The following is a 17,861-nucleotide window of genomic DNA, read 5'->3' on the forward strand; positions in this document are numbered from 1 at the left end:
TTTTCACCTCTCACAATATAATATCTTCATGAGTAGAATATCACCATGCTTACTAACTAGCAATATTAAGTTCTCAATGTACCATTTTACTTTCACAATCTCTTCACAGATCCATCAAACTCCTACCAGAGCAGAACGGTTTGTGCTACACTCATAAAATGTCCTGGACTCATCTTCCACATAAACATTCTTACCGCTACGCTACTCCTACTTTACTCCCATAAGGTAATACTGTTAAGCACCGTATTCAAAGTCCTTGGATTCCTTATAGCTTATCCAGGAATGTTTCCAGTTCACCTTTACCACAATCGCAACCTTATCCGTCAAATCATACCCTTCAAACGTGCATAAACAAAGGGTTTTGTCGCATTAGACAAAACATGCACAAAATGATATTCTTATTTGCATATATGGTAAATTTTTTTATTAAAAAACATCAGGAAATTGATTAACAATACCATTCGTCATCATATCAGCCATAACCAATGCCTGTTCTTCTATTTGATCATATCCTGTAATACTTTCCGAATACTTACCGGTAAGCATATTAACAGCTTCATCTTTCGTCATTTCCAGATGCTGATACAGCATTTTCTTCCAATCTTCCCGAGACCAATAGGGGTTGATACTTGCAAGGAAATCAGCTATTTCATCAGCATTTTCATACCATCTCTTTTCCGCATCTGCAGCGGCATTACTATCACCGGCCTTGGCTGCATTTACCAGCTCTGCAGCAATTACAAGATGATTTGTAAATAAATCTGCAAATGTAGAAGCTTTCCTATCTCCATAAAGAAGCTTCAGAATTTCTTCAAAGTCTTTCGGATTCCTAAGCAGTCGGTTTGTGACTAAATCTGTATCCGGCAAATCAAATACCAAACTTAAGATAGTCAGCCTGGTCCAGGTAATATGCTGCTCCCAAAGTTTACGTATATAATCGCTTAAGTCCGCTTGTGATTTACTTATTTCATTATAAGTATTGTATCCATCTGAAGAAAAATATCCTAATCCCGGATTCAGACAAATAACTTGCCCGACAAATAGATTTTCTGGGTCTAATCCAGGATTAGCAGTCATGATTTCATCTATAGTTGTATCAAACATCTGGGCAATTGAAAATAATGTGTCCCCTGGACATATTCTATAACAAATTGTTTTAAATGGGTATTGCGGCATTCATTCACGACCTAATAAAATATATCTTAAATTATTAGTATGATCAGACATATAAAAGGTAACCAATAATTTTAAAAATATCTGATTTATTTATCAAAAAACGTTCTGAAAATCATATGTTATTGGTATAACAATTAAGGAGATTCACAATGATTACTGAACAACAGTATGTAATACTTTCACTAGAGCTAAATATATTTTTTGGACGTATTATGAAAGAGCATTCCTTATTTTTGGAAGCTGGCTTTACTCCGGCCAATCCTGACTTTTCAAAAGCTGCAGATGAGTACAAACGCCACTTTGAGACTATTTTACAAAATGCCGTGATATTAGGAAATGGGATTATCAGCCCTCTTGTTGTCTCTTCTGGTGAAATCGTCACGGGTTATACCCTTGGCAGCGAACAAAAAACACAATACTTTACCGGTATAACCATTAACCAGGAGATCACGAAGCTGGAAGAGGCACTTTGCGGCGTAATTAATCCCATGATAACTCCAGCACTGGTACAGCAGGTGAGCCAGCTAAATGCCATAGTAATTCCACTGCTGGAAGGACTTATTGACTTTAAAACAACAATATTGAATAATGTATCGGCCTGCCGCATGTTCACCGCAAACTACCCACTGCTCATTGACCATATACTGCGCGAGGCAAATATGTATTATACTCATTTAATTGCACTGGAAAAGCGTCAGAACCCAGAGCACAATTTAACAGAAACAGAACTGTTTTGGGATCAGATCATGATGGAGCATGCCTTATTTATCCGGGGTCTGCTTGATCCAACCGAATGCGAGCTCATTAATACTGCCAATGATTTTGCCGGACAATATAATGATCTGATGCAGGCGGCAAGGACAGCTACAGATATGACAATTCACAGTGTAACAGATATAACCCTGCAGGAAACGATGAAGTACCGTGATTTCAAAGAGGCGGGGACAAAAGGAATCAATGAATGTAAGATATACAGCGTTATTCTGCCTTTGCTTGCAGATCATGTACTGCGCGAATCAAATCATTATATCCGGCTGCTTCAGCAGATGACTTAAATTCTTTTTTATGCATTCTTCTAATAAAATCAAAATAAATAACGTACTACAAAACTTTTTTCCAAATGGTTTTGCAGCACGTTCTTTATTTATAACCCAAAAAACATTCCTCTCAGTATGTGGTCAGCAGAATATTATATTTATCTTAAAAATCAATTGACAGATCTTTAAATTCTTTCATAAGTTTTTCATAATCTCTGTTTTCATGATCAAAATAAATAACGTTCATTCCCATGCTTTTAGGAATAATAAGATTTTTCTCCTGATTGTCAATGAATACACATTCATCAGCACTTACATTCAGACTTTGTATCGTTTTCAGAAAAATTTCATTATAATCTTTTCCCGAACCAATTTCTGCCGAAACAGTGACAGCATCAAATATTTTATTCCAGTCATAGTATTTGACAATGGTATCTATACGATCTTTTTTGTTATCAGTAACCATACCTATTTTATAATTTTCCTGTTTCAATTCATCCATAATTGCTGTCATTCGCATATCTATAGGAGTATTTATAAAGGATTCATATAATATATTTATATCAACCTCAGTATTTAATCCTTCACACAATTTCCCCCATATTTCTCCGTGACTTGTTTTCCCGTATAAAAGGTCCTCATTATATTTGTAATACTCATTTTTAAATTTATTAATATCTAAACCTGTTTTCATGCAAATATAATTACATATGGACATGGAACCTGTTGCATCCGTGGTTAGTACACCATCAAAATCAAACAATATTGCCTTAATCATATTAGCCTCCGTTTCCGTTATGTAAATAATCATTGTTTATCAGATTATGGTTTTAAATATCACTTATTATAGCACAGTATTAAATATGATATAACCCTTCTCGTGTTATCCGGAAGCCCGTCTTTATCTGCTTTGCAGCCTTAGTTGAAATAAATTTTATTTATTAATCTATTAATTGAAATTTTCATCATATCAGTTATAATTATAATCAAGCGTTGGCTTATATATAATATTTAATAAAAAAGGGGAATATTGACTATGAAAAAATCAAAACTTTTAACAACAGCACTTCTAATCTCTTCATTCACTTTAATAACTGCCTGCAGCAAATTTACAGATACAAAAGCAACAACGCCTCCCACAATGGAAAGTTCTACTATATCTTCAACAGAAGATACGGTTGCAGATACATCTGCAGATACAGAGGAGTTGCCAAATTTAGATAATCTTAAAGATAAACTGAGAAATTTTGCTTCCCAAATTGGAATTAGCGAAATAACAGATGCTTACTATGATAACATTAAAAAAATAGATTCTGATACTATTTTTTTGGATGTCGTATTAACAACTAATTTATATAAAGTAAAATGCAACTGTTCTTATAGAGGCTTTACTGATTCATGGACAATTCTTTCTGCAGAAAACAATGAAACTAATCACACTTACTATATTTTACCTGGAAATGAAGATTCTGTAGATCTTTACGATTACGCTACAGATAGTCTCATCTCAAAAAAGAAGGAAAATTCAGAAAAAAAGGATGTAGTAAAAGAATTTAATGAAAGCATGGAAAGTATCAACGAAGACTATGACGCCAAACTAAATAGCATTGCTGATAAATATAACCAAAAAAATTGATATTTTTTCCAGCTGTGTAGACAGATATAAAAGAGTGGATAAAATCATACCATACATGCCGAAAGGAGATTCTCTCCATGTACACAAATACAGGCTATATGAATTTAACGGAAGATGAACTGGAAAATACAAAAATCCCCTTAAGGGTCAACAGCTGCGGAGTCTACCGCCTGGTCTCTCTCCCAGTTATGTCAACCTTTCGTCCTCTCGGCCGTTCCGACTATCAGCTGCTCTATATCGCGGCAGGAAAAGCTTTTTTTACAATTGACGGAATTGCCACTGAAGTTTCAGAAGGCAGTATGGTTTTATATCTCCCCCATACTCCCCAGCAATATGCTTACTATATAAACGATAAACCGGAAGTTTACTGGCTCCACTTCACAGGCAGCGAGGCAGCGTCTCTTACCAGAGAAGCGGGGTTTACCGAAAAACAGGTTCTGTATACCGGAATATCTTCCAAATACCAGGAACTGTTCCTGTCCGTAATCCGGGAGGTACAGCTTACGCGCCCCTCCTATGAAGAACTGTCAGCCCTTTATTTAAAGCAGCTTTTTCTCCTTCTGAAACGAATCAGAGAAGAAGGCGGCTTTCAGAAAACAGAAATTCAGAAAGAAATGGAAAAAGCAGTCCGTTTTTTTCATGAGAATCTGGCGAAAAACATCCAGGTCGAGGCCTATGCGAGACAGCTTCACATGAGCACCTGCTGGTTTATCCGGAGCTTCAGGGAATATGCCGGAATGCCTCCCGGAAGATATTTAACCGATATACGGATCAGGAAAGCCAAGGAACTATTAGAAAGCACGGACTACAGCATCGGTGAAATAGGCGGAATCATAGGCTATGAAAATCCCCTCTATTTCAGCCGTATCTTTAAAAAAACAGCCGGAGTATCTCCTGCAGAATACAGGAAGGCGGCAAGGTGAGATCATCCCCTGCCGCCCTTCTTCTACCGTTCAATGACACTATAGGTCTGCCGGTATTCCTTGGCTGTCATTCCCATATATTTTTTGAAAATTCTTCTGAAATAATCCACGTCTTCATATCCGCACCGGTAAGCAATCTCACTGCCGGTTAAATTGGTCTCAATCAGCATTCTGCATGCCTTATTAAGCCGGGCTTCATGAATTCCTTCCGTCAAAGTCTTCCCATAAACCGCATGATACGTCCGCCCTAAATAATCCGGGCTGCATTCCAGCTGTTCCGCTAATATGGAAGCCGATAATGGTTCCTTTAAGTGGTTTCTGATATACTGCCCTGCCTGATTGGCCAGAAGCACCTTCTGCCCGTTTATCTCCATTGGAGAAAGTGAATCACTCAACTCGCACAATAGTTCTAAAAGGACCAGATTTAATATGGTTCTGTCTTCCCTGCATACGTTCTGTCTCTTGATAAACCGTCGAAACAGTTCTTCAAACTGCTGCGGCTTTCCAATCCGAATAAGCTGGGGAAGAGACATAATATCTGTCCCTGTTTCTTCTGCCTTCTCCTCCAAATGAAAATGGAGCCAGTAAAAATTTAAGTCTTTATCAAACTCCCTGGTCCCCCAGTGATGTCTTCCCGGAAAGAGGATCAGGGCTTCCCCCTCCTCCACTTCGTATTCCACATCCTCTTCCGCGATCCCAAGCACACCGGAATTGACATAGATGATTTCAAAAGAATCCATGACACGGTCTGCGTGCCGGCCCTTCCCCCCTGTAACCAGATATCCTGCATTTAATGCCCTCACTGGAAGAACTGCCTTTAGATGTAAGTAATGTTCCATGTGTCGCCCCCCTGTCGTCTTCAAGTCGGAATCATCCAGTTTTTCGCTTCTTTTTCCTCTTGCAACCTTTGACTCAAACTGGCAATATAGAGAAAGTATTTTTATTTCTTTAAAAAGGATAGCAGATCTACGAATAAAAGAAAAGGGGAACACGGCAGATTTGCCGTTTCGATAATATGGTTACTTATTTGATCAGAAAAAAATCCGCGTTTTACAGCCAGGAAACACCACCCATGACAGCCGCAGATTTTTCAAAAGGAAGAAATCTTTTTATTGCCGAGGGGTGCTGTGCCAATGGTATCGTTACGCTCACCACAGGTGCTTTCCTCTCCGGATACGCCAGTTCACTGGGAGCCGATGACTCCTTAAACGGCATCATTGGTTCCTTTCCCATTCTTCTGTGCAGCCTCCAGATGTTTTCTTCCATTCTCTTAGAAAGCCTCAGAAGAAAAAAAGGACTGATAGTCAGCTTTTCCTTCGTTCACAGGCTGCTGCTCTCTCTGATGTTCTTTCTGCCGCTGTTTATCACACAGCCGGTGATTCGCCTGGCAGCAGTGGTCATTCTTTATGGAATTGCTCATTTTTTCGGTGCATCCATCGGTACCGGAACCGGCAACTGGATTCTCCAGCTGGTTCCGCAAAATATCAGAGGAGATTATCTGGGAAGAAAGGATTCCTTCGCTTTTGCATTCTCCACAATTTTAAGCCTTATTATGGGGCGGATCATGGACTGGTTTCGAAACAGCGGCATGGAACAAACCGGCTTTTATGTAGTCGGTGCTACCGTTCTTCTCATTGCCTGTACAGATTTCTGGTGCCTGTCATCGATCAGGGAACCGGAAAGTACTCCGCAAAAGCAGAAATTAAAGGATGTTCTTCTTGCGCCAATCTCTGACTTAAAATACCGGAAGGTTATGTTCACTTATATATTCTGGAATCTGGCACTGCAGATCGCCGGTCCTTTTTTCAGCGTATACATGGTCACCGGGCTGAAGATGGATTATACTTATATCACATTCCTTGGACTGATTTCATCCACCGTCCGGATTCTGGCAGCCTGGCTTTGGGGAAAACTGGCAGATGCCACCTCCTGGCTTCTTGCAGGAAGGCTTTCCATGGGACTGCTTGGTTTTATCCATATCAGCTGGCTTTTTATGACTCCTGATACCTGCTACGCCCTGCAGCCGGTTTTACAGGCACTGTCCGGTGCTGCATGGGGCGGAATTGCAATATCCGTTTTTAACCTGCAATATCATTATGCACCTGAAGAAAAACGGGTTTTATATGTCAGTGCCAATTCATCCTATGCAGGACTTTGCGGCTTCTTCTCCACCCTTTTAGGCGCCAGTCTGCTGACCATACTCCCTTCCTTCCAGATCGGAGACCTTCCAGTCAGCGGAATGCAGATTCTCTTCCTGCTGTCCGGGTCCCTGATCTTAGGATGTGTTCTCTACATGGGAAAACTGAAAAAATACTGACCGGTTACCTGTCCTTTCTCCTGTCTTTGCAGGATTCCCGGATCACAAGCTCCGGATTTAATACCCGTTCCACCCGGCTCTCTTCGTCCGGGATTCCATGGATCTTTTCCAAAAGCAGTTCAGCCGCCATTGCCCCCAGCCGTTCCTGCGGGTGGGCAATGGTGGTCAGCTTCACCATGCCGTTTTCTGCAATAAAGGAATTGTCATATCCGGTAACAGAGATCTCATCTGGCACGGAGATCCCTTCTTTCTCTATGGTCTTAATGACCTCAAAGGCAATCTGGTCGTTGTAGCAAACAATCCCGTCAACAGGGACCTTTTCATCCAGCATGATCTTTAGAACCTCCGAAGGTTTGGCAGACCGGTCCTCTGTGTGATACCAGATCACCATATCCGGATCGTAGGAAAACCCGCTTTCCTGAAGAGCGTTTACGAAGCCTTTGTGCCTGTCTCTTCCCTGGCTGTCATCTGCCTTAAAAATCCCCAGTATATGCTCATGCCCAAGATCAAGGAGATACTTCGTCACCAGATATCCGCCCAGGCAGTCATCAAGCCTGATATGGGGCTTGTTCTTCATCTGGGTGTAATAACCCTGTATAAACACATAAGGTATTTTATAAAAATCCAGCTTGTCATAAAGTCCCCTGTGGCCGCAGAGAATCTCACTCTTGCTTGGTTCAATAATGAGTCCGTCCACGTCCTTTTCCAGTATTTCTTCTAAGCATCTGCTCTCTTTTAATCTGCTGTTCCCCGTATTTTTAATAATGATGCTGTAACCGTTTTCCGTCAGTACCTGGTCGATTCCCTGAATCAGCCGCGGGAAAATATAGTCGGACAAATAGGTGGTAATCACCGCTATATTGCCCGACCCTTTTTTCCTTCCCGCTTTTCTGGACACAAAGGTACCTCTGCCATGTTCCGCTTCAATGTAGCCTTCCTGTTCCAGTATGGACAGGGCTTTTCTCACCGTATGACGGCTGATATGGAAGACCTCCGAAAGCTGGTTCTCCGAAGGAAGGCGGTCTCCCGGCTTCTTCTCTCCGGAGATGATTTCTTTTTTCAGTTCTTCCATTAATACGTAATACTTTGTTTTTCCGCTGTCCGACACTGTAAGGACTCCTTGTTATTTTTTCTGCCCATAATAGGCATCCGGTCCGTGCTTTCTCATAAAATGTTTATCCTGCATGGACTGGGGTGCTGGTTTTACTGCTGGATTTAACAGCTCTGTCATTAAATTCATTTTGGCAATCTCTTCTAAAACAACTGCATTGTGAACTGCATTGGCCGCATCCGTTCCCCAGGTAAACGGACCATGGTTTTTGCACAATACCGCTGGAACATGCATGGGATCAAGTCCTTTAAAGGTCTCTATAATCACAGTTCCCGTATTTTTTTCATAACCTTCGTCAATCTCTTCCTGAGTTAAATTTCTTGCGCATGGAATCTCTCCATAGAAATAATCCGCATGGGTGGTGCCATAGCAGGGCAGAGCTCTGCCTGCCTGGGCCCAGGAGGTTGCCATCGGGGAATGGGTATGTACAATCCCGCCTATCTTATCAAATGCCCGGTACAGCTCCAGATGGGTGGCGGTATCAGAGGAGGGATTTAACTCCCCCTCCACCTGATTGCCGTCTAAATCCATGACTACCATATCCTCCGGTTTCAGCTTATCATAATCCACTCCGCTTGGTTTAATGACAAACAAACCCTTTTCCCGGTCAATGCCGCTGACATTTCCCCAGGTGTAGGTAATCAGCCCTCTCCGGGGCAGTTCCATATTTGCTTCATATACACTTAATTTCAGTTCTTCCAGCATCTTATCGCCTAAATCCTTTCCCTATGAGTATAAGCTGTCCACAGCTGCACGTTCAATTGCCAGTCCATTTTTATACCGTTCCATAAATGTCTGAAATCCTGATACATCTTCCGGATCCGGTTCCATGGTTTCACCCGCCATATCCTTAAATACACGTTCTGAAAGGTACTGATCCAAAGTCTCCCCTTCCCTCTTGCGAAGGAGATAGGATGCAAGGAGTGCTGCTCCCCAGGCTCCGCCTTCTCCAGCCGTTTCCATTACAGAAACAGGGACTCCCACAGCCGCCGCCATAATCCTCTGCCCCGTTTCTCTGGTCTTAAACAGACCTCCGTGTCCGAGAAGCACATCCAGCTTCACGCCCTCTTTAAACAGTATCTCCATTCCCATATTTAAGGCTCCTAAAGCGGTATAAAGGTGGACTCTCATGAAGTTGGCCAGATTAAATCTGCTGTTGGGAGTACGAACGAATAACGGCCTTCCCTCTTCAAAATGCGTGATGTGTTCTCCTGACAAATACCCGTAGGATAAAAGTCCCCCGCCATCTTTATCCCCCTCTAACGCTTTCCTGTAAAGAGCGGTAAAGAGTTCGTTCTTATCCGGCTTCATGCCCATGGTCCCGGCAAACTCCTCAAATAAGGATACCCATGCATTTAAGTCGGAAGTACAGTTATTGCAGTGGACCATGGCAACAGCATCCCCTGCCGGAGTGGTAACGAGATCAAGCTCTTCATAAACTCTGGAAAGTTCCTTTTCCAGAACCACCATGGCAAAAACACTGGTTCCTGCAGATACATTTCCAGTTCTCCTTGCAACAGAGTTGGTAGCTGTCATTCCTGTTCCTGCATCACCTTCCGGCGGGCAAAGAGGAATGCCGGGTTTTAAGTTCCCGCTTACATCAAGAAGTGCTGCTCCCTCTGCTGTCAGCACACCTGCTGCTTCACCTGCAGTCAGAACTTCAGGCATAATATCCCTCAGCTTCCATGGCAGGTTCCTGTCAGAGATAAGTTCATCAAACTGGCTGATCATGTGCTTATTAAAATCTTTTGTCTGGCTGTCCACAGGAAACATTCCGGCGCAGTCACCAATGCCTAAAACTCTCTTTCCGGTCAGCTTCCAGTGGACATACCCTTCCAGAGTAATCAGGTAATCAATTTCAGAGACATGGTCCTCACCATTTAAAATAGCCTGGTATAAATGGGCAATGCTCCATCTTTGAGGAATGTGGAAAGAAAAAAGCTCGGTCAGCTGGCTGGCCGCCTCTTCCGTCATGGTGTTTCTCCATGTCCGGAATGGAACCAGTAATTCCCCTTTTTTATCAAATGCCATATACCCGTGCATCATGGCAGAAAATCCAATGGCTCCAATGGAGGTAAGGGTTACCCCATATTTTTCTTTCACTTCTTTGGCCATCTTTTTATAGCTGTCCTGAACACCTTCCCATATATCTGTGATGCCATAGGTCCAGATTCCGTTTTCGTAGCGGTTTTCCCAGTCATGGCCGCCGGTAGCGATGGGATTATGATTCTCATCTACCAGGACTGCTTTGATTCTTGTGGATCCAAGTTCGATCCCCAGTGCGGTATTTCCTTCCCGGATTGCTGCTATTAATGTTTCGTTATCCATAGAAACCCCCTCAAACTTTCTATCAGCATCAGCGGTATGCCGCCGAATTCCATCTCAGTTCATTTTTAAAATCCCGGATATTTGTATTCTCATCAATATAAACAGCTTCAATTCCCATGGCTTCGGCCCAGTCACCCAGCTGCTCTGCAGTCAGATCGTAAGAAAATGCCGTATGATGGGCACCACCAGCTAAAATCCAGCATTCCGCACCAGTTATTAAATTGGGCTCCGGAGTCCAGAACGCAGTTGCAACCGGAAGCTTTGGCATGGGCTTTTCTACCTTTTTACAGTTGACGGTATTGATAATAAGGCGGAACCGGGTTCCTAAATCGATGAGGGAAGCAGCAACTCCTCTGCCCTCTTTTGCAGTAAATACAAGTCTTGCAGGATCTTCCCTGTCACCCATGGACAAGGGATTTACTTTGATGCCTGCTCTGCCCTCTGCAATGGATGGACATACTTCCAGCATATGGGCCTGAAGAATCCCTTCTTTCCCCGGAACCAGATTATAAGTATAATCCTCCATGAAAGAAGTTCCCTTCGCATCCTTTGTGCCCTCCGTCATCAGCTTCATTAAACGCACCATGGCTGCTGTTTTCCAGTCGCCTTCTCCGCCGAAGCCGTATCCCTTTTCCATCAGACGCTGGATTGCAAGGCCTGGAAGCTGTTTTAAGGACCCCAAATCTCCAAAATGGGTAACAATCGCCTGATAATCCTTTTCTCTTAAAAATGCCTCCAATCCAAGCTCAATCTGAGCCTGAACTGCCACATGTTTTTTAAACTCCTCAGGATCCCTTCCTTCCAGCAATATGTCATAGCGATCGTAATACTCTTCCACAAGTGCAGACACATCTCCCGCTTTTACATCCTGAACATATTCAGCGGCTTCATTAACCGGATATGCATCGATCTCCCAGCCGAATTTTACCTGAGCCTCTACCTTATCTCCTTCCGTTACTGCAACATTTCGCATATTGTCCGCAAAACGCACCACACGGATATGGCTGCTTTCCACAATTCCCACTGCAGTCCTCATCCAGGAAGCAATTCTTCTTTTTACAGAATCATCATCCCAGAAACCTGCAATCACCTTTCTTACCAGCCCCATTCTGGTCACCATATGTCCGAATTCCCGGTCTCCGTGAGCGGACTGGTTCTCGTTCATGAAATCCATATCAATGGTGTCATAAGGGATTTCCTGGTTAAACTGGGTATGTAAATGAAGCAGGGGTTTTCTGTATTCCTGCAGACCCAGGATCCATGACTTTGCCGGAGAAAATGTGTGCATCCAGGTGATGACACCTGCGCAGTTCTCATCGTCATTCGCCTGACGGAACAGAGACCGTATGGACGCATTGTCAATGAGCACAGGCTTTAAAACCACTTCATAGGGCAGGATACCGGAGGCATTAAGCCTCTCAGTTATAATTCCTGCATGTTCTGCTACATCCCTTAAGCAGGCTTCTCCATAAAGGTCCTGAGAGCCTGTTGCAAACCAGAATTGATACGCTTTTTGTTTCATATGTATAACCCCCTCCTGTTTGATTTATTTACCCAGACGAATTACATTCCAGGATGCCTTATGTAACATACTGGTTACCATGCCTCCGTCTAAAGAAGACTGGCTGGTCTGTTTTGGTGCTACCTTTTCATTAAAAGGTCCGTTTACTGCAAGCAGATCATCGCTTTCCAATACGATGTGCTCCAGAATACGGTATCCCTCAAAGCTTCTGACATCGGTAGTCATTTCTGCATCGTCCTTAATAGAACGGTTCACTGCGAAGATAGTCACTTCATCCTTCTCCCCGTTATAAACAGACACCGCTTCCACTGCTGTCACATCTTCATGTCTGGAAGTGTCAAATTTCGGTGTGCTGATAACAGGAAGAAGCGCGGTACCCCTGCCGAAAGCAGATGCGTGCATAAATGGATAGAAAATTGTCTGCTTCCAGACTGCTCCGCCGTCTGCCTCTGTCATAATAGGTGCAATCACGTTAACCAGCTGTGCAAGACATGCCATCTTCACCCGGTCTGCATGCTTTAACAGGGTGATCAGCATCAGTCCCACTAAAAGCGCATCTTCAAAATTATAGATGTCCTCTAACATAGGCGGTGCTACCTGCCATGGATGGTTTTCCGTTATATCATTATCAGCAGCATTGGAATGGTACCATACATTCCACTCATCAAAGCTGATTTTAATATCCTTTTTGCCCCTCTTTTTCGCCTTTACATAATCGCAGGTGGCAATTACCGTGCGGATAAACTGATCCATGTCGTCAGAGCAGGCCAGGAAGTCCTCGCTGTCTCCCTTTTCATTGCCATAATACTGGTGCATGGAAACATAATCCACGTGATCGTAGGTATGCTGGAGGGTAACAGCTTCCCAATCCGGGAAGGTAGGCATAGTGAGTGAAGAGCTTCCGCAGGAAACCAGCTCAATGGAAGGATCGATAATCTTCATGGCTCTTGCTGTCTCTTCCGCAAGACGGCCATATTCCTCCATGGTCTTATGTCCCAGCTGCCATGGTCCATCCATTTCATTGCCAAGACACCAGGTTTTGATATTATGAGGTTCCTTATATCCATGGCTGATTCTCAAATCGCTGTATTTGGTATTGCCAGGGTGATTGCAGTATTCCAGAATGTTGCATGCATCGGCAATCCCTCTTGTCCCTAAGTTAACCGCCATCATAACATCAGATCCTGCACTTCTTGCCCATTTGGTAAATTCATTTAATCCAACTTTATTCTCTTCAATGCTCTTCCATGCAAGCTCCAGCCTTCTCGGACGCTCACTCACCGGACCCACACTGTCTTCCCAGTTAAAGCTGGAAACAAAGTTTCCTCCTGGATACCGGATAATGGGAACATTTAAATCTCTGATCATTTCCTTTACGTCACTGCGGAAACCATATTCATCTGCCGTGGGATGCTCCGGACAATAAATACCGTCATAAACTGCTCTGCCAAGATGTTCAATAAAAGAACCGTAAATCCTTTCATCAATCTCCGAGATACGGAATTCTTTGTCAATCACCATTTTTACTTTGTTACATGCCATTAGTCGAGTCCAACCTTTCTAAACGATAATTAGTTTTATTCTCCGAATACCTTGCGGTAGTCATCCTGAAATTTCTTAATTCCCTGATCCGTTAAGGGATGTCTGGTCATCTGTTCTAACACCGGATAAGGTACTGTAGCGATGTCCGCGCCGGCTTTGGCACAGTCAATCACATGGATTGGGTTGCGGATGCTGGCCGCTATGATCTCTGTCTCAATCTCATGAATTGAAAATATTTCAGTGATCTCTTCTATCAGATCAATTCCAGGCATTGAAATATCATCAAGTCTTCCTAAGAAAGGAGATACATAGGTGGCTCCTGCCCTAGCTGCCAGAAGAGCCTGGGCTGCGGAAAATACCAGAGTCACATTGGTCTTTATCCCTTCCCCTGTCAGCACTTTAACTGCCTTTAATCCTTCTGCAGTCATGGGGATCTTAACAACCATATTGGGATGGATGGCTGCAATCTGCCGCCCCTCTTCTATCATCCCTGCTGTATCTGCAGTAGTCGCTTTCACTTCACCGCTGATGGGACCATCCACGATGGATGCAATCTCTTCTATCACCTGTTTAAAATCCCTTCCTTCTTTGGCAATCAAAGACGGATTGGTGGTAACACCGCAGATAATTCCCATCTCATTGGCTTTTCTGATTTCTTCAATGTTCGCCGTGTCTACAAAAAACCTCATTGATTTCTACCTCCTGATTTTTCCATGAGAGTGAACCAGTCATCCTCTTACTTACAATTTATAACTTGTACGCACCATTGCACAAGTTGTTTTTATTTATTTTACCATATCAGCCCTGTTTTTTCCAAATAATTCATTAACACATAAAATGGTATATAGCACAAGAGATCCGGGCATTCCTATTTAAATCTATGTTTTTTCCACAATTGCATGAATAAAGCAAGATAAAATGCACAATTTTATTTTTTAATTTTGTTAATGTTTGTTAACACTTTTAAAGAAAAATGGGGTATATTATTACATGTAACCCCCCCCAATACATTATATAGTTTTTGCTACACCCCATAAGAAACGAAATACCTTCTCCGAAAAAAGACCAGCTTCCCCAGCTGGTCTTTTTCATTTTCCTATTTAGTTTTTCTTCTTTTTATTTCTGCGTTCATTTAAAATGCGTTCGAAGTCATCTGCATCGCCTTCTTCCATAAGACGGCGTCTTCGTTCTTCTTTTCGAAGTGCAATTTCTTTGGACTCTTTTCTTTTCTTCTTCACTGCAAATGCTGTCCCTGCTGCTACAGCAAAAGCTGCGGCGGCAATGAAAAGAGTTCCAAAAACTCCAATCCCCTTTTGTGAATTGTTATTTGTGTCCGCCTTTGTCTCTTCCTCATGTTTACCAGAAGACTCTTTCGAAGGCTGTTCACTCTGGGACTCCTCTTCGGCCTTTGCAAATAAGTACGCCTGTCCAACTGCCCTGTCATTATAAGTATAGCGGATGAGAGCCACAGCACCTTTGGGACTGCCCGCCGGCAAGTCCGTTACCAGTTCCCTGTCAATCTCAGAAAACTCTGCCCCCTTGGGAACGGTGACTGCCGCGTCTGGCTCCAGTTCAAGATCCGAAGGCTGATAACTTTTCGTTCCAATGGTAACAGGGGTATCCCCGGCGGTATATTCCGTTTCATTGCCTGTTACAGGCAGATTTTCAAACTGGGTAAATCCAAATTCAAGGAGGTTCTTTCCATCAATAAAATACTGCCTTGGACTCCCCTTTAAGATAACGGAAATCAGCCTTCTCCCATCTTTTTCCGCATAAGTCACAAGGGTATTGCCGGCTTTAATCAGATAGCCGGTTTTTCCTGCGACAGCCGCAGGATAGTAAAATTCACTGGATTCATCCGTGGTCTTTACCAGCCTGTGTTCATTATATATAGTCAGCCCTTCCGGATTATTGGCAGTGGGAGGAATCTTATGGCTGACGGCAGAACTGATCTCCACCAGTTTTTTATTATTATAAGCAGCACGGGCGATGAGTGCCATATCATATGCAGTCACATGCTGGGTGTCTCCATTTAATCCGGATGGATTTTCAAAATGGCTTTCTGTGCATCCAAGCTCCGTCAGTTTGTCATTCATCATTTTGACAAATCCTTCTCTGCTTCCTCCCACATGCTCCGCCAGAGCATTGGCAGCCTGGTTGCAGGAATGCAGAATTAGAGAATAGAGGCAATCCTCTACAGACAGCGTATCCCCATTGGTAACATTCAGTTTATTTCCGCTTCCTTCTTCCACATTGTAGACAGAATCCTTTGAAAATGTCACCATATCGGTCAGATCACTGTTTTCCAGGACTATTAAAGCAGTCAGTATCTTCGTAATACTTGCCGGCGGATAAGCGGCGTGTATATTTTGTCCAAAGATAACGGTGCCTGTATCTGCATCAATCACAATTCCCGCTTCTGCCTGAATACCCGTGTCAGACGGCCAATCCGGTTTTGCATAAACGTTCATAAGAAACAGCTGGCAAATCAGTACGCAGCTTAACAGTACTTTTATCCGACGTTTCACGTATCATCCTCCTGACATGAAATATGCCCTAAAGCCGCACCAGAATAAGTATACGGTTTTAGGGCACTATTTTACTTCGCGTAATCTGTAACTCTGGACTCCCGGATCACGTTAACCTTAATCTGTCCCGGATACTCTAAGGAATCCTCAATCTTCTTAGAAATATCACGGGCCAAAAGTACCATATCATCATCGTTAATCTGATCAGGAACTACCATAATCCGAACTTCGCGTCCTGCCTGAATGGCAAAGGACTTGTCCACTCCCTTAAAGGAGTTGGTGATATCTTCTAACTGTTTTAATCTGTTTGTATATGTTTCCAGAGTCTCCCTTCTGGCACCAGGTCTTGCCGCAGAAATGGTATCTGCAGCCTGAACGATGCAGGCAATCAGACTCTGTGGTTCTACATCTCCATGATGTGATTCCACGGTGTTCAATACGATTGCGGATTCTTTGTATTTCTTACATAACTCCAGACCCAGCTGAATATGAGAACCTTCCATCTCATGATCCACAGCTTTTCCAATATCATGTAATAAACCGGCACGTTTTGCCATACGGATATCAAGACCGATCTCTCCGGCTAACAGCCCGGATAACTGAGCGACCTCGATGGAATGCTTTAATGCATTCTGTCCATAGCTTGTTCTGTATTTCAGCTTGCCAAGCAAACGTATGAGTTCCGGATGAAGCCCGTGAATGCCCACTTCAAGTGCGGCGGCTTCTCCTTCCTCACGCATATTGGTCTCAACTTCTTTTTGCGCCTTCTCCACCATCTCCTCGATTCTGGCTGGGTGAATACGTCCATCCACAATGAGGCGTTCCAACGCGATTCTCGCTACTTCTCTACGAACCGGATCAAATCCGGATAAAACAACTGCCTCCGGGGTATCATCAATAATTAATTCCACACCCGTCAGGGTTTCTAACGTACGGATATTACGGCCTTCTCTACCGATAATACGGCCTTTCATCTCGTCATTGGGAAGCTGAACAACTGAAACGGTTGTCTCTGCCACATGGTCAGCCGCACATCTTTGAATGGCAGTAACCACATATTCTTTTGCTTTCTTATCAGCTTCTTCTTTTGCTTTGTTTTCCAGTTCCTTAATTAATTTCGCAGTGTCATGTTTAACATCATCTTCAACAGATTTTAAAAGATATTCTTTTGCCTGTTCGGAGGTAAGTCCGGAAATTTTTTCCAGTTCCTGAATGCCTTTTTCATAAAGAGATTCCACTTCGGAATTTCTCTTATTCAGGGCTTCCTCTCGAGCAGCAAGACCTGCTTCTCGTTTTTCCATAGTCTCAGACTTCTTGTCCAAGTTTTCTTCCTTGCTTAATACTCGTCTTTCATAACGTTGAAGCTCAGCTCTTCTCTCCCTGGTTTCCTTTTCCAGTTCGTTCTTAGTCTTTAAAGACTCTTCTTTCGCCTCAAGGAGAGCTTCACGCTTCTTTGTCTCAGCGGTCTTTAATGCTTCATCTATTATTTCCCGGGATTTTTCTTCTGCAGAGCCAATCTTGCTTTCGTAAGTGTTCTTACGATATGCGGTCGCAGCAGACCAGGCAATAAAAGCAACTACTACTGATGCAATGATCAAAATCAATGCAGCCGTGAATACTGATACTGACACAGGAGCACCTCCTTATTTTATTTTCATTGTACAACAATACAACACTACAATTTTAAACTGTTTTATACATTATGTCAAGTATTTCGCCTCTGTTTCCGGTATACTTATAC

15 protein-coding genes are annotated in these 17,861 nt (G+C 43.0%); 4 read left to right on the plus strand and 11 right to left on the minus strand.

All coding sequences use genetic code 11. From position 1 onward, the window contains the following. Positions 1–426: 426 nt before the first annotated feature. Positions 427–1,176, minus strand: coding sequence for a LysM peptidoglycan-binding domain-containing protein (locus V7D18_RS19630; protein ID WP_426156707.1), 750 nt, complete (start codon positions 1,174–1,176; stop codon positions 427–429). A 149-nt stretch (positions 1,177–1,325) separates the two neighbouring features. On the opposite strand from V7D18_RS19630, the gene V7D18_RS19635 reads away from it, so the two are divergent. Beyond that, entirely contained in the window at positions 1,326–2,231 is a 906-nt protein-coding gene (locus tag V7D18_RS19635) for a DUF2935 domain-containing protein (RefSeq protein ID WP_426156709.1), read from the plus strand. Between the two features lie 145 nt (positions 2,232–2,376). On the opposite strand, the gene V7D18_RS19640 is transcribed toward V7D18_RS19635, so the two are convergent. After that, a complete protein-coding gene (locus V7D18_RS19640; protein WP_426156711.1) occupies positions 2,377–2,991 on the minus strand; it encodes an HAD family hydrolase in 615 nt (204 codons plus the stop codon). A 258-nt stretch (positions 2,992–3,249) separates the two neighbouring features. Between V7D18_RS19640 and V7D18_RS19645 the strand changes: the two genes are divergently transcribed. Both V7D18_RS19645 and V7D18_RS19650 read left to right on the plus strand, forming a co-directional pair. Continuing rightward, positions 3,250–3,849, plus strand: a complete 600-nt coding sequence (locus V7D18_RS19645) for a hypothetical protein (protein ID WP_426156713.1) — start codon at positions 3,250–3,252, stop codon at positions 3,847–3,849. 77 nt (positions 3,850–3,926) lie between these two features. Further along, positions 3,927–4,772 carry a helix-turn-helix domain-containing protein gene (locus V7D18_RS19650; RefSeq protein WP_426156714.1) on the plus strand — a complete coding sequence of 282 codons (846 nt, stop codon included), beginning with the start codon at positions 3,927–3,929 and terminating at the stop codon, positions 4,770–4,772. 23 nt (positions 4,773–4,795) lie between these two features. Here V7D18_RS19650 and V7D18_RS19655 read toward each other — a convergent pair whose 3' ends face one another. Next, positions 4,796–5,611 carry a helix-turn-helix transcriptional regulator gene (locus V7D18_RS19655; protein ID WP_426156716.1) on the minus strand — a complete coding sequence of 272 codons (816 nt, stop codon included), beginning with the start codon at positions 5,609–5,611 and terminating at the stop codon, positions 4,796–4,798. Positions 5,612–5,844: 233 nt separating this feature from the next. Between V7D18_RS19655 and V7D18_RS19660 the strand changes: the two genes are divergently transcribed. After that, positions 5,845–7,089 carry an MFS transporter gene (locus V7D18_RS19660; RefSeq protein WP_426156718.1) on the plus strand — a complete coding sequence of 415 codons (1,245 nt, stop codon included), beginning with the start codon at positions 5,845–5,847 and terminating at the stop codon, positions 7,087–7,089. Between the two features lie 4 nt (positions 7,090–7,093). Here V7D18_RS19660 and V7D18_RS19665 read toward each other — a convergent pair whose 3' ends face one another. The 8 genes from V7D18_RS19665 to rny form a co-directional block, all read right to left on the minus strand. Further along, the gene (locus V7D18_RS19665) at positions 7,094–8,161 is read right to left on the minus strand and encodes a GntR family transcriptional regulator (RefSeq protein ID WP_426156812.1); all 1,068 of its coding nucleotides are present in this window, start codon (positions 8,159–8,161) and stop codon (positions 7,094–7,096) included. Between the two features lie 51 nt (positions 8,162–8,212). Beyond that, positions 8,213–8,905, minus strand: coding sequence for an L-ribulose-5-phosphate 4-epimerase (locus tag V7D18_RS19670; protein ID WP_426156720.1), 693 nt, complete (start codon positions 8,903–8,905; stop codon positions 8,213–8,215). A 21-nt stretch (positions 8,906–8,926) separates the two neighbouring features. Then, on the minus strand, positions 8,927–10,528 hold the full coding sequence (locus V7D18_RS19675; RefSeq protein WP_426156722.1) for a xylulokinase: 1,602 nt from the start codon (positions 10,526–10,528) through the stop codon (positions 8,927–8,929). 28 nt (positions 10,529–10,556) lie between these two features. Next, the gene (gene araA / locus V7D18_RS19680; protein ID WP_426156724.1) at positions 10,557–12,050 is read right to left on the minus strand and encodes an L-arabinose isomerase; all 1,494 of its coding nucleotides are present in this window, start codon (positions 12,048–12,050) and stop codon (positions 10,557–10,559) included. A gap of 24 nt (positions 12,051–12,074) precedes the next feature. Next, positions 12,075–13,592 carry an alpha-N-arabinofuranosidase gene (locus tag V7D18_RS19685; RefSeq protein WP_426156726.1) on the minus strand — a complete coding sequence of 506 codons (1,518 nt, stop codon included), beginning with the start codon at positions 13,590–13,592 and terminating at the stop codon, positions 12,075–12,077. A 35-nt stretch (positions 13,593–13,627) separates the two neighbouring features. After that, positions 13,628–14,281 (minus strand): fructose-6-phosphate aldolase, encoded by a 654-nt coding sequence (fsa, locus tag V7D18_RS19690; RefSeq protein WP_426156728.1) that lies wholly within the window; start codon positions 14,279–14,281, stop codon positions 13,628–13,630. A 411-nt stretch (positions 14,282–14,692) separates the two neighbouring features. Then, complete coding sequence (locus tag V7D18_RS19695) at positions 14,693–16,120, minus strand: D-alanyl-D-alanine carboxypeptidase family protein (RefSeq protein ID WP_426156729.1); 1,428 nt, start codon at positions 16,118–16,120, stop codon at positions 14,693–14,695. Positions 16,121–16,191: 71 nt separating this feature from the next. Beyond that, positions 16,192–17,751, minus strand: coding sequence for a ribonuclease Y (rny, locus tag V7D18_RS19700; RefSeq protein ID WP_426156730.1), 1,560 nt, complete (start codon positions 17,749–17,751; stop codon positions 16,192–16,194). Positions 17,752–17,861 lie beyond the last annotated feature (110 nt).

This window comes from Lacrimispora sp. 38-1 (assembly GCF_049890855.1).
Taxonomy (GTDB): domain Bacteria; phylum Bacillota; class Clostridia; order Lachnospirales; family Lachnospiraceae; genus Lacrimispora.